This is a genomic window from Alteromonas sp. 4NH20-0056, from assembly GCF_057539655.1.
Genome location: NZ_BAAJLS010000002.1, coordinates 413,478 through 431,861, shown reverse-complemented (window position 1 = coordinate 431,861; position 18,384 = coordinate 413,478). Strand labels below are relative to the sequence as shown.

The window sequence follows — 18,384 nt, the reverse complement described above, 5'->3', positions numbered from 1 at the left end:
CGCTCTGGCATTGTGACAGCTCACGTTACGACCCTTTTTCCTTGATTTTCGCTTTAGTAAAAAGCTCCATAGAGAGTTTTGAAGCACCATAGCACCTAACATACCCAACACTCACGCAAAGGGGTTTACCATGATATCCAATACTGATGTGTCTAAGACACTTGCCAGTAAACTTTCGCCTGTCGCTCTTGCAGTGGCATTATCTGTTCCGTCTATCGCATTTGCACAAGAAGCTGATGAGTCAGCAGCAGAACAAGAACAAAAGTTCGAAGCAATTACGGTTACCGCTACGAAACGCCCACAGGTCATCTATGAAGTACCAATCGCACTCAGTGCTTTTGACGGCGATAAACTAGCAGAGCAAGGTATTACTGACTTAACTGACGTGGGTAAATTCGTACCAAACCTTAACGTTACGGGGTTCTCGGCTGGTCATACGTCTTCTGTTAACCCATTCATTCGTGGTATTGGACTTCAAGATCACCTTATTACTACCGATCCAGGTGTAAGTGTTTACGTTGATGGGGTTTATTTAGGGCGTCAGGTTGGCCAAAACTGGAGCTTAAATAACATTAAGCGTATTGAAGTGCTTCGTGGTCCACAAGGCACGCTTTACGGACGTAACTCAATCGGTGGTGCAATTAACATTATCACCAAGGAACCTGATCAAGGCGACGTTACCAAGATCAATACTGAGTTTGGTACACGCGGTCGTGTTAAGGCTGACCTTTTCGTAAACCACGGATTGTCAGACACGCTAGCGTTCAATATGAACCTAGCGTTCAATAAGCGCGATGGGTTAGGCGAATTTATTAATGTACCTAACGCTGAGTACGATGTGGGTGAAACGGAAGATATCTCAGGTCGTATTTCCGTTAAGTGGGAGCCATCAAACGACTTCCGTATGGTATTAACTGCCGATGCAAACAACGGTGACGGTGGTCTTCGCCCTTACACTGTGCTTATTGATGAAGTCGGTTCTGCACGTTATTTTGGCGGCGGAAACGGTCTAGGTGTTGAGTTACGCAATAGTGACGTGACACCAGAAGGATTTGATAGATACGATAATGCGACCGGCACAGAAGCGGTAACTAGCGTATCGAACGAAGCTCGTGGACTTTCATTAACTGCCGAATGGGATGTGAATGAAGATTACACGGCTAAAATTGTCGCCAGTCAACGTAGCTCTGAATATAAAGCGGGCCTTGACGATGATGGCACGGTGTTCTCACTCGACCAATTCCCTGAGCGCGGTGAAGCAGATCAAACTTCAGTAGAATTACAACTGAACGGCTACATCAACGAATATACTGACTTTGTTGCGGGCCTTTATTACTTCAACGAAGAAGGGAGCAACCGTCAGGGTGACGATTCAAACTTTGATGGTGGTCCTAATTTACTTGAATTAGACCAAGAAACCACATCGAAAGCGGCGTATGTTAACGTTCGCCACGATATTAATGATGCGCTAACCGTGTCGGGTGGCCTGCGTTACACCGAAGATGAGAAAGACGCATCAGCAAATGTATTCTCTGCATTGGGTACTATTTTCGACGCAAATGATTGGGACGAGCTTACATGGGAACTAGCCACCAATTATACGTTTGAAAACGGTATGACAGGGTATGCGACTATTCAGTCTGGTTACCAGTCGGGCCAATACCCTGCACGTCCTTATTGCCTAATTGGCCAATTCTTTGGTGCGGGTGGTTTTGGTGATATTCCTGCTGCACAGGCGGCGGTGCGAGCAAATAACTGTTTCACTGCATCTGACAACATTACCGCAACCAACTATGAAGTGGGTATTAAAGGTCGTGTTAATGATTACATTGACGTGAGCGTAGCAGTCTTTAACACCGAGTTTGAAGACTTGCCTTATCAGGTAAGCCGCGTTAGCGAAGGTGGTTTCGATACGGCAAACCTTGTTGTTGAGCAAACGTCGCGTGGTATTGAGCTTGATACGACACTTAACTACGGCAACTTCAGCATGATGACCAGTATTGGTTACATGGACGTAGACGTAGAAGAGCAAGACGGCTTTAATCCCGTTGCACCACTAACGCCAGATTTGACGTTTGCTATTGGTCCACAATATACGTTTGAGTTAGATGGCGGCGATTCAATTCGTGTACGTGCTGACTACTCTTATCGCTCTGAAATGTACGGTGAGCCAACGGCGGCGCCTGAGCGTATGACTGAGTTAGATAGCCGCGAGTTAGTTAACTTTGACATCGCCTACACACCTGCAAACGACGCTTATACAGTTGCCTTGTATGGTCGCAATATATTTGATGAGCGCTATGACAACGCACGATTGAATACAGGTGACTATATCCTTCAAATTCTTAGCAATGATGCGAGCGAATTTGGTGTGAGGTTCTCAACAGAATTCTAAGTAAGTCTGTTGCGAAAGTAGAATGAAATGCCGGTCAGCTGACCGGCTTTTTTATCACTTGAAATATTTTCTTGGGTGAAAGCAATCTATTCGGGCAGCGTTATTTTTGACAAAAGGGCAACAAGCTTTTCTTTACAAAAGGGTTTTGTAATAACATGCTTAACGCGTGTTGATACGAATTTTTGCAATACGTCACTAATCGCATCTGCTGTTTGTGCGATTATGATAGGTGAATGAGGCAATGCTAGTGCTTCTATTTTCTTTGCCGTTTCTACGCCATCCATTTCAGGCATATTTACGTCCATGAAAATAATATCATAGTGGTTAGCTTGTACTTCTTTAATGGCTTGCCTTCCGCTTGTAGTAACGTCTACATATGAAACGTGTTCTTCTAGAAGTGTTTTAGCGACAATCGTATTTATTTCATTATCGTCTACTACAAGGGCCTTACATTTTCGAACCTCCGGGGCAATGCTATCAACATGTTTATTGTCTTCCTTGAACTTACGTTGTTCTCGTATTACCTCCCCCAATACTAGACTGAATGCTGTACCGGTACCAACTTGAGAGGTAACTGAAAGTGCAATGTCTAATTTTTCACACAATGCTTTTACAATGGCTAATCCTAATCCGGCTCCTTGAGTTTTAGACTCTGCAGTGCCTTCTTGAACATAAGGGTTAAATATAGAGTGAGTATCTTGTATACCAATGCCAGAATCTGAAACTGAGACCAACAACTGTTCATTTTCAATTTTAGCGGCAAGCGTAACATGTCCCTTATCCGTGAATTTCAAGGCATTCGATAGTAAGTTCGACAGTATCTGATTAAGTCTAATCTTATCTATGTTGATTAAGACTGAATGTTGTTCGGTGACATTATGAAATGTGTAAACGAGGTTTTTGGAGAGTGCCTTGTCTTCAAACAGTAAAAAGGTATTTTTAAGGATGGGGATAACGTCTAACTCATCCCGTACAACGTACAAGGCATCTTCCTCAAGCTTTGAAATGTCGAGGATGTCATCAATCAGTGACTTCAATAACTCGCCACTTTTATTAATATTGTCGATATGATGGGCTATGTCATCAGGAAGGCGTTTTCTCGAAAGATGGTCAGCGGTACCTAAAATTCCATGAAGTGGCGTACGTATTTCGTGAGACATGCGTGCGAAAAACGTATTCCTCACTGACAACGCGTGTAGCGCTTGCGCTTCTGCATGTTTTAGCGCGGTGACATCGGTATGCGTACCAGTAAAGCGAGTAGGGTTGCCGTCGCTATCACGCTGCACTACTTTACCTCTGTCTAATATATAACGCCAGGTACCATCAGCATGCATCATTCGATGCGTATTTTCATAAAAATCAACATGACCATCAATATGTGCCTGAATATCTTTAAAGCATTCATCGATGTCGTCCGGATGAACTCTATTTTGCCAATCGGAAAGCGTTTGTGTCAGGTCTGTTAATGTCACGCCGAGCATGTTTGCCCACCGTTCGTCAAACACAACATCGTTCGTCTGAGGGTTCCAATCCCACATACCCAAGCGTGTGCCTTCTAATACTAACGAAAGACGATTACTCACTTGGGAAAATTCATCACGTTGCTTAGCAAGTGCTGTTATTTCAGTAAACACCGATACATAGTCGCCATTCTCGTCGTGAACTATCTCTTCCAGTAAGTAGGTGGTCCCATTAATCCCGCGTACGGGGTAAGTGAGCCTTGCTTTGTGAGTGTTCTCCAATGTTTGAATTGCTGTGCGTCTAACCTCAATATCAGACGGTTGTTTAATGAATAGATTGAAATCAGATTGTTCCAAGCGTAAATCTGCAGTGAGCTCAATAAATTTGAGCGTATTTTTTGAAGTGTATTCGATGAATGAGCAGTATTTATCGGCCCATTTTATTGCAAATAGGTGAGATAATTTTTCAAGTATTCTGAAGTCTTGCATGGCTAAAAATACGCTTTTTTTTTAACTGTAGCTCAATAATCACAGTTATCTAGCCATCTATGAATTTTTTGCTTGCTGTATCGATCACTGCTGACTATAGCCACCCTTTTTGTATGGCGATACGAGCAGCATCGACACGGTTGGTCGCATCAAGCTTTGAAATTGCCTCTGACAGATAGTTACGCACAGTACCTTCAGATAGAAATAAAGCGGTAGCAATGTCGTGTGTTTTCACCCCATCGCTCGCAAGCTTTAACGCGGCACATTCTTTGTCTGTCAGCGGGTTGTTATCATCAAGCGCCATTAAGGCTAATTCAGGGGCAATTATTCGCTCACCTGCGTGTACTTTATAAATAGCATTAAGCAAGTAATCACTGTCTGCCTCTTTGAGTACAAAGCCTTTTGCGCCTAGTGTTAACGCTCGTTTTACATACCCGGTTTTCGCGAATGTAGTCATAAATATAAGCTTGCAGCGGCAGCGCTGTTCTTTCATTGCTGCCGCTAACACCAGCCCTGACATTTGCGGCATTTCAATATCGCTTAATACAATATCGGGTGCATCATGTGAGGCTAAGTAAGTGAGCGCCTCTTCACCATTACTACATTTCCCGACAATCTCAATATCGTCTTCCAAGGCAAGTAGCGACGCGATAGCGTCCCTTATCAGTGACTGATCTTCTACAATAAGTATGTTAATTAGTTTCATAGCACTATCGCATTATCCGTGTAGAGGAAGGTTAAGTGTCAAGCCCGTGCGCTCAGCCCAGCTAAAGGTTATCTCTGCGCCAATTAGGGTAGCGCGTTCTTTTATACCGGCTAACCCATTTCCTTCAACGGGCTCGGTGGTATTCCCATTATCAAGTAGGACTAAAGTAGCCGTATTATCATGTTGGCTGAGTGAGACTGTGACGTGGGTTGCGTTGCTATGTCTCAATATGTTGGTCACTGCTTCTCTTGCTATTAGAGCAAGCTGCGTTTCTTGCGTAGGGTCCAGGACAGCAATTACGCTTGCGTCTATGGTTGACGTCACTCTCTTGCCATCATCACTTAGCTTTTTCGTTAGGCTAATAAGCTCTTGTTCAAGAGGGCGCTGTTTTATTCCTGAGATAGCCTCACGTATTTCACTGAGCAACTGTGAGGACAACGCCGCTAATTCTTTTACTTCTTGCTGCGCTTGCGAATAGCGCTGTCTTTCCAGAAGCTTGTCAGCAAGTTGTGCCTTAATAGATATACTGCTTAAAGCATGGCCAGCAATATCATGCAGGTCGCGGCCAATGCGTTCTCGTTCAGCAATCGCGGTAAGCGTCTCGATAGCGGCCGCTTGCTCATCGCGTTTCATTTGATGAATGGTTTCTTTGCGTTCCATTACTCCGTAGATGAACAACACGATACTATTTAGTGCAGATGCAAGGATAAAAAAGCCTTGCTCTTTTGCTCCTAATACCTGAATGGCTATAAGTGTAGATACGACTAGGCCAATAAAGACTGCCCCATATTTTATTGAATAGTAGTACCCAATAATGAACGCTAAAAAACCAAAAATGATTGCGCCACCGGGATTGAATATACTTATCACATAGCCAAGTACTAAGAGGCTAAAAAGGTAAAATGGTAGTGTTTTCATGCTTTGATGAAGTGTGACAAGGTAGACCACAACGAAGGTTAAATACCCGCCAACCATGAGTATGATGGTGGCGGTTTCAGGGGCCTGCGTGAAAAATAACGGGACAAAGTAAAACAGCGAAAAAAACAGTGAGCCATAAGACCATTTTTTCTTACGGCCCTCAGCAAGTCGAGGTAGGGTAGGAGAGCTTTGCATTAGCGCATTTCGTCCTTATTGAAATACAACGGCCGATTTACTGGTAATAAGAATCGTACCTGACACAATAAGCATAATACCGACTATGGCATACATGTCGAAAGATTGTTTCCAAAAAACAACCGATGCGGCTGTGATAAGCGCGATGCCCATTCCAGACCAAATCGCATAGGCTACGCCAATTCCCATATTTTTAAGCACGGCGGCAAATATAATGCCCGATATCGTATAGAAAAAGATAGACGCAGAACCGTATTCCCATTTTTCCCAACCGTTTGATGCTTTAAGTAATAAGGTGGCTGTAACTTCTGTTGCAATAGCGAAAGCAAGTAGTAAATAGGTCATGTCGTTGTCCTTAATGTTGTGGTGATATGGAAAGAGAGCTTGTCATTGAGATGTTCTGGTACCGCGACTCTAATGCCACCAAAGAAATGAGGTAGACGACAACAATAACGGCAGAGATAGCCTCTACACGAGCCTCGGGAAAGAGATACCACACAGTGACAATGCCCAATGTACGAGCTGTTGTATGAAAATAACCAACCCAGTGTTCGATAGCCCAAGAAAGCGGCATCCACATCAACCCGGCTAAAATTCCAAGGCTTAGCGGCAATGTAGTATGGTCAATAGCGGCTACAGGAAGCGCTATAGCAAATACGAGTAGACTCATCACCATACCAACATAGAAAAGTGTATCAAAGCTGGTATGTTGACGCTGTTTAGAAAAGAAACGCTCTCCGGTGACGTAAGAAAGGCCGGCGCCTAAGTAAAAAATCGCTCCTGTACCAATATAAAGTGCCCATGTAATGATGTAGTCGCTCACGAAAGGGGCCATTAAGCCTAGTGTGGCCCATACGATTGTCCCTGCTAGTGGCATAGCGACAAATCTATGTTGTTTAAAGATAATGCGTTCTTGTTCAAGTGTTAATGACGGGGCCATGATTTTGTCCTTTGGCGTTGAAAACAAAATCATTATGTCTAACATCATCGCGGGGCGTAATTCACAAAGGTAATCAATGTAAGATGACAATTGTCATGCGAAAGAATGTTGCTGATGCCGCGCTTATTTGGCCTTGCTATTAATGCGCTTTGTTAGCAGGTTTTCACCATCATGTTTTGAAAGCATTACGCTATCGGTAATGCTAATCAGTGAGAGCAGTGCCATTATGAGCATGGCCAGAGCAAAGGTGTCCAGAGACGGTTGACCCAGCGTATCTCCTATAAATAATGTCGCGCCAGCAACCGCAAGTGCTGACAAGGTGATGCCTAACCCTCGGTTCATTTGCATGAGAATAGCACTTAGCGTATTGGCATCTCGCATTTCATTGGTAGGCACGTCGGCAAAAGCGATGGTGTTCAGTAGCGTGAGGTGCATAGAGCGTGTCATGCCATTTATGAAGAGCAGGCTAGCAATAATAGCAGAGGGCGTTTCTTCTCGAATAAAAGCCAATGCGAAAAATCCCGCTGAAATCAATAACCCATTAGCAATGAGAACAGGTTTGAAGCCAAACGCGTTCATGATCCACGTTGTGGCGGGTTTTATCGCAAGGTTCCCTGCAAACAGCCAAAGCAAAATAGAGCCTGCTTCTACAGGGCTGTAATCCATGCCCAGCTGCAGCATTAACGGGATCAAAAATGGTGCGCTGCCCAGTGCAATACGCACCATTGACCCGCCATAAAGAGATAGCCTAAACGTGCGATACTGCATGGCCGAAAATGAAAAGAGCGGTGAGGGGGACCGTTTAATATGGACGATAGCCAGCCCCATTAACAGTAAGCCAATAGCAATGACAACAGCACTTGTGGTTATTGCGTGCATATTGCTTGCAAGGTGTTCAATACCTGCCATAAAGGCGGCAAAGCCTAACCCGGTCAGTAGAAAGCCTTTAACGTCAAAGCGGTGGACGGTTTTTTTGGCATTGTTGAGTAGGTAATACGACGCAACGATAGCGCCTAACCCAAGGGGCACATTCATATAGAATATCCACTGCCAACTAAAGTGTGTAGCAATGTAACCGCCAAGAACAGGGCCTAATAGTGGCGCACTTAAGGCAGGCCAGGTAATAATGGCAACCGTGCGTACCAGTTGCGCTTTAGGAAGGTCACGTAAAACGACGAGGCGCCCTACGGGTACCATTAAGGCACCGCCTATCCCCTGTAATACCCGTGCTGCGGTAAATTCTGCTAATGTTGTACTTAACCCGCAAAGCACAGAGGCAAGCGTGAAAATAACAATCGCGGCAATAAAAATTGTGCGCGCCCCAAATTTGTCAGCCACATAACCACTTAAAGGAATGAATAGGGTTACTGCAACGAGGTAGGCAGATACACCAATCGATAGATGGGGGGCAGGGACACCGAAGTCATTGGCAATAACCGGAAGCGCGGTGGTAATAACCGTCGCATCCAGTATTTCCATAAATAATGCGCCGGCAACAAGCAGTGCCGTAGCGACGTCTCGACTAATTAATTTCAAATGCACGTACTACTCGTGCTACACCCGATACATTACGAGCAATGTCTACCGCAGCAGTAGCCTCTAGATTCGAGAGACGGCCCATTAGAAACACTTCAGCGTCTTGAACTACCACTTTGACTTGAAGTGCTGGCACCCGTTCATCGGCGATGATTTTTGTTCGTACCTTTGACGCCAGCCAAATATCGTTGGCTTGGGTTGTGGCCGCTATTGGAGATGCAACCCGTATTTGATTGTGAATTTTCTTAATGTAATCGACTTCTTGCGCCAATCGTACCGCTTCATCTACTAACAATTGGCTGGGAGCCTGTCCGGTCAATAATGCCACGCCGTTATAGACATCTGCCTGTAAATTAGCTTCTTCTTTTAACGCGTCGCTTTTTGCCCAGTGGTAAGCAATCGCGCTATTTGCATTTTGGTCGTCTAATTGTGTACCCACTGTGCGGCGATCATTCGCAACTTTTGCCGCCATGGCCCCAGCAGCGCCGACCGCTACGACACAGCCTTGTAAGTGTGTGACTGCCAGTGCCATCACAAGTAATAGGTAAATTGGGGGTCGTTTTTTCATTGCGGTTCTATTCATCGTCAAAGTCTGCAGGGAATAAGCTGTCGTCAATACACTCGCATAGGTTATGAATGACCAACATGTGTACTTCTTGAATACGTGCGGTACGGTTTGAAGGCACACGTATCTCTACATCATGCTCGTTCAAAAAACCGGCCATTTCACCGCCATCTTTACCCGTTAAAGCAACAATCGTCATGTCTCGGGATAACGCAGCTTCCATCGCCGCAATCACGTTGCGTGAATTCCCGCTTGTTGATATAGCGAGTAGAATATCCCCTGGCTGACCTAAAGCACGTACTTGTTTTGCAAAAATATCGTCGTAGGTATAGTCGTTTGCTATCGATGTAAGTGTAGAGGTATCAGTGCTAAGCGCAATGGCAGGAAGGCTTGGGCGGTCTCTTTCATAACGGTTAAGCATGTTAGAAGAAAAGTGTTGCGCACCGCCTGCAGAACCACCATTGCCACAGCTTAACACCTTATTCCCGCGTATTAAGGCTTCGACCATCATCATTGCCGCTTTTTCAATTGCTTCAGATAACACTTCTGAAGCCGCTATTTTTGTTTGAATACTTTCGGTAAAGTTTGCTTTTATCTGTTCAATCATACTGCTTATTCTCTCGTAATGGCTGAAAGCTAAAGTAGGCTTTTAGGCGCGCTACCCTACATTTTTCAACCATTGAAGGTCTGGGCCATCGATGGCGATAACATCTATGCGCAAGGGTGTAGATGCTGGATTAAGATTATTATCTAACAAATAGTGTGTGAACGCAGCTTGAATTCGTTGTAGTTTTTTCGCAGTGACAAATTCAACAGCATGACCATACTGTTGGTGCTTGCGGTATTTTACTTCAATGCACACAACGGTATCACCGTCTTGCATGACGATGTCTAGTTCGCCTCGCCGTGTTCGAAAGTTTTGACAGCGAAGTATAAGACCTTGCTTCTTTAAATAAGTAACCGCTTGATTTTCACCCGCATTCCCTTGCAGTACTGACATAGTTTACTCCGTAAGCCGTTGAACCTCTTCGTTTCGAATAATGCCCTGTGGCAATAGGCGAATCACTTCCCCGTGTTCGTTTATCGAGAGCTGTCCGCTTAACCCTTCATACGATGCATAGGGTAGGGTACTTAGATAGCCTACATTAGACAGTAAGTTATACGCATCGTAACCAAAAGCAAATAAGCGGTTTTGTAATGTTGTGCGTTCTGGCCACGTTTCTTGGGTTAATTGTGCAAGAGACTGCCACTTATGCTCGGGCATTAACCACGGCATGTCTAAAAAGTGTATGTTTTGAAGGTCTCGCCATTGGTTTTTACCACTGTCATAGTCCATAGAACGTGACGTTGCATAAACGGGTACTTGTTTGCCGTCGTATGGGTTAAGGCTTGCTTCAATAATAGGGTTTAGTAACTCTGTATCTTGTGGAGAAGCAAATGCAATAATGGCATCAATATCACGTCTGCTGCGAGGCATGTTATATACCTCGTCATTTGTCATGTATTCGATTTGATTGATACGCTCATTACTCTGCGCAACGTCGAGTGCTTCGGTTATCCCATCTTTTAGTGAGCCGCTGTCACTAAAACTTACGGATGTCACATTCGCTGTTATACGGTGAATATCAGATAGCCTATTCCATTTATCGACGAAGGTATCGTTCATCCGCTCGTATAGACTGTTTTGTGAGGCAATAACAATAGGTGCACGTAGCCCTTTATCAAAAATATACTGCGCTAATTGCAGCGCTTCATCTTCTGGGGCTAATGCAAAGTACTTTATATCAGCGAACGTGGTTTCTGGTAGCGCCGTTTCATTAAGAAGCTCCATCGTTCCGACTATTCCATCAGGGCGATTTAGTGCAAGCATATTTACCGTAGGGGGCAGTAAAGGGATAAGTGCATCAATGGTATCTTTTAATAACGGGCCGATGACAAAGCGAGTGTCGCCGAGCGACGCGATAATCTCTTCAGGCGTTTTATCTGCGGTATCAACAAAATCTAACCTTGGCAACTTTGCTTCTGCTGAGGTATTACTACTGGCGTTGAAGTAAGCGGCCATGATGCCATCTTTTACCGCTTGTCCGGTACGAGCTAACCTGCCGCTCAACGGTAAAAGTACTGTCAGCTGTTCAGGTTTCACCGCTTGTATCGTCATCGCTAACGTTACGTTATCAGGCAATACTCTTGATAAAATGTGCCCACGATAAACGTTTTGAAATTGTGAGACGGTATCCGCGTTAAAGGTCTCATCAAGCGACAGCGCACGCAGTGCGACAAAAGGCTGTAATGCTGGGAATTTAAGATTGACTTCATTTAGCTTGTCCGGTGACAAATGGGTAAGACGCTGCCACACGTACTGCACTTTTTCATGATCAGGCAAGGGAGAGGCCAGTGCACTATTTGCAGCATTAAGTGGTTTGCCTAATGCGGTAAACAATTGCATTTCGTATTGTGAGCGAGCTTGGTCATTAACATATTCACTAGGCATACTATCTAACAATGACAGTAAAATCTCTGGGTCGCTGCTTGAATCATCAATGTAAGCATTAAATAATAGCGCGTTAAATTCGGTAGACAATGATGAAGGTACACCGTCTTTCTTCATTGAAATTAGTATTGATTTGGCCTGAGCAATATCATTTTGTGCTAAATACAGTGAAGCGGCGTCGAGAAGTAATCGGTCTCGTGCTTCTTTGTCTCGGCTCGATTGCCATACTTGCTGCGCAGCGTTAAGTTTTTCGCTGGGTAACGCCACTTTTTTTTCAACGACAGTTTGTTCGGGCTTTTCGGTTGCGACAGAGGTTGTTGAAACCGGTTTCGGGGTGCTACCACACCCTGCTAAAAGCAATAAGCTAGTGGTAGTGGCAAAGACAATACGTTGACTAAGTTGTCCTATATGACGCACAGTTTCATTCCTTTCACTTCAAAGTTACATCAGTTTATCTTAACTACACGTAAAATCTACGTTTGGACGCATAATCTGGCCCAATGCCATGGTACAATTTCATCATTACAGCGTACGTTGAAACTATTATGACCGATTTTGCCACCCTTTATATTGTTCCCACTCCAATTGGTAATTTGGACGACATGAGTGCTCGCGCCATTTCCACGCTTAACGATGTCAACTGGATTGCAGCAGAAGATACGCGACATAGCGGAAGGCTATTGCAGCATTTCAGTATTAATACTCGGACCTTGTCGTTGCATGATCACAATGAGGACAAGCGCACGGCAATGCTATGCGAACGGCTTAAAAGTGGCGAGTCTGTCGCATTGATCAGTGACGCGGGAACGCCGTTAATTAGCGATCCTGGGTTTGTTTTCGTCAGAAAATGCCGAGAAGAAGGCATTCCTGTTATTGCGCTACCGGGGCCATGTGCGGCGATTACAGCGCTCAGTGCATCTGGGCTTCCCACCGATAAGTTCATTTTTGAGGGCTTCTTGCCGGTGAAAACACAGGCTCGAGACAGCGTTATTCTTTCGCTGTCAGAACGCCCGTTTACGAGCGTGTTTTATGAAGCGCCGCGCCGAATTCTGGATACCGTTAAAGATATTGAGCGACTGCTTCCTGGCAGAGATATGGTGATTGCCAAAGAAATCAGTAAAACGTTTGAAACGTATGTAAGCGGCAAGCCTAACGATGTTATCGCTTATCTCGAATCAGAGCCTGCGCATCAAAAAGGGGAATTCGTCGTCATGATTTCGCCTGCACAGATAAATACGTCTGAAATAAGTGAGGAGGCAATGTCGTTGTTAGTGACCTTATGCGAACATATGCCTCTCAAAAAAGCGGCAGGGGTAGTGGCTCAGCATTATGGGCTAAAGAAAAACGCGCTTTATCAAGCGGGTTTAGACATGAAGGACTAGCCCTTATTTGCGATCAAAAAAACCGCCATTGTAGGCGGTTTTTTTATGGCGTTAATGATAAAACCTCAACGCTTAAGATAAGCGCGTTTTAAAATCTTCATAGGTAAAGGTGCGAACCAATTCGAAGTCGCCATTTGTACGTAAAATGCCAATGGCAGGGTGCTCAACACCATTAAAGAAGGTTGTTTTAACCATGGTGTAATGCATCATGTCTTCAAATTGGAGCCTGTCACCTCGTTGAAGGGGCGCGTCAAATGAATAGCTATCAATCACATCGCCCGCCAAACAAGAATTACCTCCAAGTTTAGCCGTGTACGCTTTTTCATTCGCCTCACCTGCATGAAGCACCTTTGGTCGGTAAGGCATTTCTAATACATCAGGCATGTGCGCTGTTGCTGAAATATCCAATATAGCAATGTCACCTTCGTTATTCACGATATCGACCACTTCGCAAATAAGAGGGCCGGTTTGCCATGCAACAGCTGAACCTGGCTCTAAAATGACATCAAGGTGCGGGTGACGCTGCTTGAAGGCTGTTAATGTCGAAATGAGATGTTCAACATCATAGCCTTCACTTGTCATTAAGTGACCGCCACCTAAGTTAAGCCATTTTAGCGCGCCAAGCCATTTACCAAACCGCGCTTCAATAGCATCGAGTGTTCGCGCAGTCGCATAGGAATCACACTCACATAAATTGTGACAGTGAAAGCCTTCAATACCTGATAAATCGACGCCTTCTAATTCAGATGCGCGAATACCTAAACGTGATCCTGGTGCGGCAGGATCGTAAAGCGGCGTCTCAGCCTCTTGATGCTCTGGGTTAATACGAAGGCCCAGAGACACGTTTTTCAGTGCCTCTTTGTGCGTATCATACTGCGACAAACTGTTGAACGACAGATGGTTAACAAGTAATGCCATTTCAATAGCATCAGCTTCTTTATACGCTGGGGAGTAGGCATGTACCTCTTTTCCCATTTCAGCGGCAAGCTTTGCTTCCCACACCGAGCTCGCGGTGGCGCCTTGTAAGTATTGCTTAATAATGTCAAAGCAAGACCACATGGAAAACCCTTTCAATGCTAGGATAATTCGAACGCCAGATTCATCTTGAACCCGTTTCATTATCTCTAGATTGCGAATAAGTTTTGCTTCTTCCAGCACATAGCACGGTGAAGGAATATCTCTACGCTGCGTTAAATCTGTCAACCTTATAGCTCCAAATACGACGATATTATTTTGCGAACGGACTGCTATCACATTCGATTACATGCCATGGTAGGCCGTGTTCATTAAGCATGTCCATGAACGGGTCAGGATCGAATTGTTCCATGTTCCATACACCAGACTCTTTCCACGTTCCATTAAGCATTAATGCCGCGCCAATCATAGCAGGTACACCGGTAGTGTAAGATACGGCTTGCGCGCCCACTTCTTCATTACATTTTGCATGGTCACAGTTGTTGTAAATGAAGATGGTCTTCTCTTTACCGTCTTTAATACCTGTGATGTACGTGCCAATACACGTCATTCCCGTGTAGCCTTCTGCCAGTGAACCTGGGTTAGGAAGTACCGCCTTTAAAAACTCTAACGGTACGATTTGTTGGCCTTGGAATTCGACAGGCTGAATGCTTGTCATGCCAACGCTTTCAAGTACGCGTAAATGGGTAAGATAAGCGTCGCCAAATGTCATCCAAAAACGTGCACGTTTAAGGGTTGGGAAATGCTTTACCAGAGACTCTAATTCTTCATGGAACATCAGGTATGACGCACGCACACCTATATTTTGATAGTCTAAATCTTCACGTACACTTAGTGGATCTGTTTCTTTCCACTCGCCATTTTCAAAATAACGGCCACGCTGCGTAATTTCTCGAATATTAATTTCTGGGTTGAAATTAGTTGCGAATGCTTGACCGTGATCGCCACCGTTACAGTCAACAATATCAAGATAATGGACTTCGTCAAAATAGTGCTTTGCGGCATAGGCGGTATAAACGTTTGTTACGCCCGGATCAAATCCGCTGCCTAGCAATGCCATGATACCCGCTTCTTTAAACTTATCTTGATAAGCCCACTGCCATGAGTATTCGAATTTAGCTTCATCTTTAGGCTCGTAGTTAGCTGTATCAAGATAATCAGTGCCAGTCGCTAGACACGCATCCATAATAGGTAGGTCTTGGTATGGCAGCGCTAGGTTAATAACTAAGTCTGGCTTTACGTTGTTGATTAACGCTTCTACTTCTTTTGCGTTATCAGCATCAAGAGCAAATACGCCCTTAACCCTATCGACACCAACTTCCTGCTGAAGTGCTTCACATTTTGATACAGTGCGGCTTGCAAGATAAATTTCGTCAAAGTGCTGGGGTAAACGAGCACATTTTTTTACGGTAACTGACGCTACGCCGCCAGCTCCAATGATCAATACGCGAGACATAGAAAGTAATCCCTAATTAAACTAATGAATTTTGCGCTGAATGCTAGCAGACAAAATTGGTTTGGCAAGCATAGTTAGCGCGCGATTAACTAAATATTTTAATCGTTAGATTAAAAATTGAAAGTCGACTGATGTATTTACCTGTCTTGTGTGTTTAAAGACAGTGGTTGATAGAAAGCAGGTGACGACGGTTTGCCTTTTGACTAATTGGGCATGGTATTAATTGGAGGAGAAATAACAATCTTATTACCCACTCTATAATACGGATACAACAATAATTGCTCATCATTCTCATGGCCTGAGATAGCGATAGCGATGGCGTCCATGTTATTTTCTCTATGTGTACGCACCGTGGCTGCATATACTAAAATACTGTAACTGTCTGTGCCTGTCGTGGTATCAATAATTCTCCACTGTAGTTTTTCTATCAGTTTGGTTTCGGTTTCTTTTTCTTCCGTTTCGTGGGCAAATACACAGCAAATAACATCATTGGTGTTAATGGCGGCAAAGGGGTAGAACACACTAACGTTAGTAAGGAGTTGTTCACACATCGTCAGCGCTCGTGAAATGAGTTCACGAACAGGAGCAGGCATAAATTCTGGGTTGTTCATTGTTATTTTCATCCGCAGTTGTTGTTATTAAACATATAAAGCGCATACATAACGTAAAATTTTTAAAACTTGTTAAGTTAGAAACGGTAAATTGATGGTGTAAGATCAACTCGTTTAAATCTACCGAGCCCCTTGAAGCCCTCCCGTATGTAAAATAACGATACGTTCTCCGTCTTCAAAGCAACCTTGCGCCAACATTTCTCGCAAAGCCCAAAAAACCTTTCCTGAATATACACCCTCAATGCGAAAAGGCATAACCGCATTAAACGATGCGCAAAAATCTGCTAAATATGGGGGGATTTTCGCATAACCACCGCAATGATAATCGTGGTTTACAGACCAGTTAGTGGAACGGGTGGGGAGTAAGGTAGACACAAGTGATTCAAGGTATCCTTCTCCTTTTAATACGCCGATACCGAGGGCTTTTTGTTTTGGCTGCAACTGTGCCACGATGCCTGCCAGAGTGGCACCGCTGGCTACAGGGGCGATTATTGTATCGACGTCGTCGTCAAGTTCAGTGACTAATTCAGCCACGCCACGCAATGCAGATACCTGGCTTCCTCCTTCTGGAACAATAAGGTACCCAGGATATTCTAGTTGCAAACGCCTCCAGTAGTTGTCGTCGTGACGAAGCGCATACGTTTTCCTATCCACATAGGTGATGTGAACATTCCAGCGCATCAAATCCACAATCATAGGGCTAGGGTGCTGGGTATAATCACCACGAATAATAGCATTAAAGGCAATACCTAACGAATGACACACAAACCCTAGCGCGTGGAGGTGATTGGAGTATCCTCCTCCAAAACTAACGATGCCTCGTACCGAGCTAGGCGCTTGCCCCAGCGTATACTTCAACTTTCTCCACTTATTTCCCGATATAACGGGGTGAATCAAATCATCTCGTTTAACACTTAATGAAACGCGCTCAACACCTTCCCAATCTGGCGTGAAGGGAACAATGGGGGACGGCAGTTGTAGCGTATTTTCTATTTTTTCTACGTTCAAAGGGGGCTGCGATAATGATCATGACGGGGATATTAAAAGTATAACGTTATATAGAAAGGAAAAACATTACGTAAATGCTAAGACAAGTAAGTGTAAAACGTAGCAAACACGAGACTGAACAATAAGGAATAATAGGATGAATAGAAATAGAGGAACGCTGATGAAAAGCATTTTTCTCATTGTTATAGGCTTGTCATTTATGTCTCATGCGTCACAGGCAACGGTTGTATCTGAACACGTTGACAATCCTCAGGTGGTAGGGAAAAAAATGTTTTCTTACCTTTTTTGGGATGTGTATGAAGCGTCATTACTTGCGCCTGATGGCAAATATGATTCATCGAAGCCATTCGCCTTAATGCTAGATTACCAACGTGATTTAGATGGAAAGAAAATTGCTGAACGTTCCATTACTGAGATGGAAAAGCAAGGGGTAACTGACAAGTCAAAGCTTGATGAGTGGCTGGCAATAATGACGGACATTTTCCCCGATGTTTCAGAGGGAGACGTTATCACGGGGATAGCAACCAAAGAGAACAAAAGCCTTTTTTATCTCAATGGTACGCTTATCGGTACGGTTGACGACAAAACGTTTACCGACCGCTTTTTTGCGATCTGGTTAAGTGAAAAAACATCCGAACCGGCGTTACGCCGCGCATTGTTAGGGAATTAATAGGGTAAAATTATGATGAAAAATAGAGGATTACGCGCCGTAGGATTCGCACTAGGGCTAGGTTTACTTTCTGGCTGCTCGGTAAATATAGAAGGTGAGGATTATGTGTCGACACAGCCCGCCTTCAACATAACAGAGTTTTTCGATGGCGATGTTCGTGCGTGGGGTATTGTTCAAAACCGGTCTGGTGAAGTTGTTCAACGCTTCGTTGTTGATATTGAGGGTCAAGTAGATGGAAACACATTAACACTCGATGAGTCATTTACCTATGGTGTTGGTAAAGGCGCAATGAAACGAGTGTGGACCATCGAAAAGCAAAGCGACGGTACGTTTGTTGGTAATGCCGGTGATATAGACGGTCCGGCAACAGGGACGTCGTACGGAAATGCGTTTAACTTTCATTATATGATGGACTTGCCGGTCGATGGCGATACATATTCAGTCACGTTTGACGATTGGTTTTGGGCATTTGACGAAAATGCGATGATGAACCGTTCATACATTCGCAAGTTTGGGCTTGTGATGGCTGAAGTAACTATATTTATGCAGAAACAGTGATATAGATAACAGGCCGCCCACGCTCTGGC

18 protein-coding genes are annotated in these 18,384 nt (G+C 44.3%); 4 read left to right on the top strand and 14 right to left on the bottom strand.

Features of this window, described 5'->3' with window-relative positions:
* Nucleotides 1–130: 130 nt before the first annotated feature.
* Nucleotides 131–2,395 (top strand): TonB-dependent receptor, encoded by a 2,265-nt coding sequence (locus AC27EZ_RS05435; RefSeq protein ID WP_487134349.1) that lies wholly within the window; start codon nt 131–133, stop codon nt 2,393–2,395.
* An 86-nt stretch (nt 2,396–2,481) separates the two neighbouring features.
* Here the strand turns inward: AC27EZ_RS05435 and AC27EZ_RS05430 are convergent, their stop codons facing one another.
* The 10 genes from AC27EZ_RS05430 to AC27EZ_RS05385 all read right to left on the bottom strand — a co-directional run bounded on the left by AC27EZ_RS05430 (nt 2,482) and on the right by AC27EZ_RS05385 (nt 12,112).
* Nucleotides 2,482–4,344, bottom strand: coding sequence for a PAS domain-containing protein (locus AC27EZ_RS05430; RefSeq protein ID WP_487134348.1), 1,863 nt, complete (start codon nt 4,342–4,344; stop codon nt 2,482–2,484).
* 94 nt (nt 4,345–4,438) lie between these two features.
* Nucleotides 4,439–5,050 (bottom strand): response regulator transcription factor, encoded by a 612-nt coding sequence (locus tag AC27EZ_RS05425; RefSeq protein ID WP_487134347.1) that lies wholly within the window; start codon nt 5,048–5,050, stop codon nt 4,439–4,441.
* Between the two features lie 12 nt (nt 5,051–5,062).
* Complete coding sequence (locus AC27EZ_RS05420; RefSeq protein WP_487134346.1) at nt 5,063–6,163, bottom strand: sensor histidine kinase; 1,101 nt, start codon at nt 6,161–6,163, stop codon at nt 5,063–5,065.
* A 15-nt stretch (nt 6,164–6,178) separates the two neighbouring features.
* Nucleotides 6,179–6,508 (bottom strand): DMT family transporter, encoded by a 330-nt coding sequence (locus AC27EZ_RS05415; protein WP_487134345.1) that lies wholly within the window; start codon nt 6,506–6,508, stop codon nt 6,179–6,181.
* 10 nt (nt 6,509–6,518) lie between these two features.
* On the bottom strand, nt 6,519–7,103 hold the full coding sequence (locus AC27EZ_RS05410; RefSeq protein ID WP_487134344.1) for a DUF7010 family protein: 585 nt from the start codon (nt 7,101–7,103) through the stop codon (nt 6,519–6,521).
* Nucleotides 7,104–7,226: 123 nt separating this feature from the next.
* Complete coding sequence (locus tag AC27EZ_RS05405) at nt 7,227–8,639, bottom strand: MFS transporter (protein ID WP_487134490.1); 1,413 nt, start codon at nt 8,637–8,639, stop codon at nt 7,227–7,229.
* Nucleotides 8,626–9,207: a BON domain-containing protein gene (locus AC27EZ_RS05400; RefSeq protein WP_487134343.1), complete on the bottom strand. Its 582-nt coding sequence runs from the start codon at nt 9,205–9,207 to the stop codon at nt 8,626–8,628. Before AC27EZ_RS05400 ends, AC27EZ_RS05405 begins: the two co-directional genes overlap by 14 nt.
* 7 nt (nt 9,208–9,214) lie before the next feature.
* Nucleotides 9,215–9,811 carry a phosphoheptose isomerase gene (locus AC27EZ_RS05395; RefSeq protein WP_487134342.1) on the bottom strand — a complete coding sequence of 199 codons (597 nt, stop codon included), beginning with the start codon at nt 9,809–9,811 and terminating at the stop codon, nt 9,215–9,217.
* 51 nt (nt 9,812–9,862) lie between these two features.
* Nucleotides 9,863–10,204, bottom strand: coding sequence for a YraN family protein (locus AC27EZ_RS05390; RefSeq protein ID WP_487134341.1), 342 nt, complete (start codon nt 10,202–10,204; stop codon nt 9,863–9,865).
* Between the two features lie 3 nt (nt 10,205–10,207).
* Nucleotides 10,208–12,112, bottom strand: a complete 1,905-nt coding sequence (locus tag AC27EZ_RS05385; RefSeq protein ID WP_487134340.1) for a penicillin-binding protein activator — start codon at nt 12,110–12,112, stop codon at nt 10,208–10,210.
* Between the two features lie 128 nt (nt 12,113–12,240).
* Between AC27EZ_RS05385 and rsmI the strand changes: the two genes are divergently transcribed.
* Entirely contained in the window at nt 12,241–13,077 is an 837-nt protein-coding gene (rsmI, locus tag AC27EZ_RS05380; RefSeq protein WP_487134339.1) for a 16S rRNA (cytidine(1402)-2'-O)-methyltransferase, read from the top strand.
* Nucleotides 13,078–13,149: 72 nt separating this feature from the next.
* Here rsmI and nspC read toward each other — a convergent pair whose 3' ends face one another.
* The 4 genes from nspC to AC27EZ_RS05360 form a co-directional block, all read right to left on the bottom strand.
* Nucleotides 13,150–14,280, bottom strand: a complete 1,131-nt coding sequence (gene nspC, locus AC27EZ_RS05375; protein ID WP_487134338.1) for a carboxynorspermidine decarboxylase — start codon at nt 14,278–14,280, stop codon at nt 13,150–13,152.
* 25 nt (nt 14,281–14,305) lie between these two features.
* Nucleotides 14,306–15,508 carry a saccharopine dehydrogenase family protein gene (locus tag AC27EZ_RS05370; RefSeq protein ID WP_487134337.1) on the bottom strand — a complete coding sequence of 401 codons (1,203 nt, stop codon included), beginning with the start codon at nt 15,506–15,508 and terminating at the stop codon, nt 14,306–14,308.
* 203 nt (nt 15,509–15,711) lie between these two features.
* Nucleotides 15,712–16,119, bottom strand: a complete 408-nt coding sequence (locus AC27EZ_RS05365; RefSeq protein ID WP_487134336.1) for a hypothetical protein — start codon at nt 16,117–16,119, stop codon at nt 15,712–15,714.
* A gap of 120 nt (nt 16,120–16,239) precedes the next feature.
* Nucleotides 16,240–17,127, bottom strand: coding sequence for a 1-aminocyclopropane-1-carboxylate deaminase/D-cysteine desulfhydrase (locus tag AC27EZ_RS05360; protein WP_487134335.1), 888 nt, complete (start codon nt 17,125–17,127; stop codon nt 16,240–16,242).
* Nucleotides 17,128–17,263: 136 nt separating this feature from the next.
* On the opposite strand from AC27EZ_RS05360, the gene AC27EZ_RS05355 reads away from it, so the two are divergent.
* Nucleotides 17,264–17,797: a chalcone isomerase family protein gene (locus AC27EZ_RS05355; RefSeq protein ID WP_487134334.1), complete on the top strand. Its 534-nt coding sequence runs from the start codon at nt 17,264–17,266 to the stop codon at nt 17,795–17,797.
* 12 nt (nt 17,798–17,809) lie between these two features.
* The gene (locus AC27EZ_RS05350) at nt 17,810–18,355 is read left to right on the top strand and encodes a DUF3833 domain-containing protein (protein WP_487134333.1); all 546 of its coding nucleotides are present in this window, start codon (nt 17,810–17,812) and stop codon (nt 18,353–18,355) included.
* Nucleotides 18,356–18,384 lie beyond the last annotated feature (29 nt).

Excerpts from the sequence above, each read along its gene's own strand:
- AC27EZ_RS05395 (WP_487134342.1), bottom strand. The coding sequence starts at position 9,811 with ATGATTGAACAGATAAAAGCAAACTTTACCGAAAGTATTCAAACAAAA.
- AC27EZ_RS05390 (WP_487134341.1), bottom strand. The coding sequence starts at position 10,204 with ATGTCAGTACTGCAAGGGAATGCGGGTGAAAATCAAGCGGTTACTTAT.
- AC27EZ_RS05415 (WP_487134345.1), bottom strand. The coding sequence starts at position 6,508 with ATGACCTATTTACTACTTGCTTTCGCTATTGCAACAGAAGTTACAGCC.
- AC27EZ_RS05355 (WP_487134334.1), top strand. The coding sequence starts at position 17,264 with ATGAATAGAAATAGAGGAACGCTGATGAAAAGCATTTTTCTCATTGTT.
- AC27EZ_RS05410 (WP_487134344.1), bottom strand. The coding sequence starts at position 7,103 with ATGGCCCCGTCATTAACACTTGAACAAGAACGCATTATCTTTAAACAA.
- AC27EZ_RS05400 (WP_487134343.1), bottom strand. The coding sequence starts at position 9,207 with ATGAAAAAACGACCCCCAATTTACCTATTACTTGTGATGGCACTGGCA.
- AC27EZ_RS05370 (WP_487134337.1), bottom strand. The coding sequence starts at position 15,508 with ATGTCTCGCGTATTGATCATTGGAGCTGGCGGCGTAGCGTCAGTTACC.
- AC27EZ_RS05435 (WP_487134349.1), top strand. The coding sequence starts at position 131 with ATGATATCCAATACTGATGTGTCTAAGACACTTGCCAGTAAACTTTCG.
- AC27EZ_RS05430 (WP_487134348.1), bottom strand. The coding sequence starts at position 4,344 with ATGCAAGACTTCAGAATACTTGAAAAATTATCTCACCTATTTGCAATA.
- rsmI (WP_487134339.1), top strand. The coding sequence starts at position 12,241 with ATGACCGATTTTGCCACCCTTTATATTGTTCCCACTCCAATTGGTAAT.
- AC27EZ_RS05350 (WP_487134333.1), top strand. The coding sequence starts at position 17,810 with ATGATGAAAAATAGAGGATTACGCGCCGTAGGATTCGCACTAGGGCTA.
- AC27EZ_RS05420 (WP_487134346.1), bottom strand. The coding sequence starts at position 6,163 with ATGCAAAGCTCTCCTACCCTACCTCGACTTGCTGAGGGCCGTAAGAAA.
- AC27EZ_RS05365 (WP_487134336.1), bottom strand. The coding sequence starts at position 16,119 with ATGAACAACCCAGAATTTATGCCTGCTCCTGTTCGTGAACTCATTTCA.
- AC27EZ_RS05425 (WP_487134347.1), bottom strand. The coding sequence starts at position 5,050 with ATGAAACTAATTAACATACTTATTGTAGAAGATCAGTCACTGATAAGG.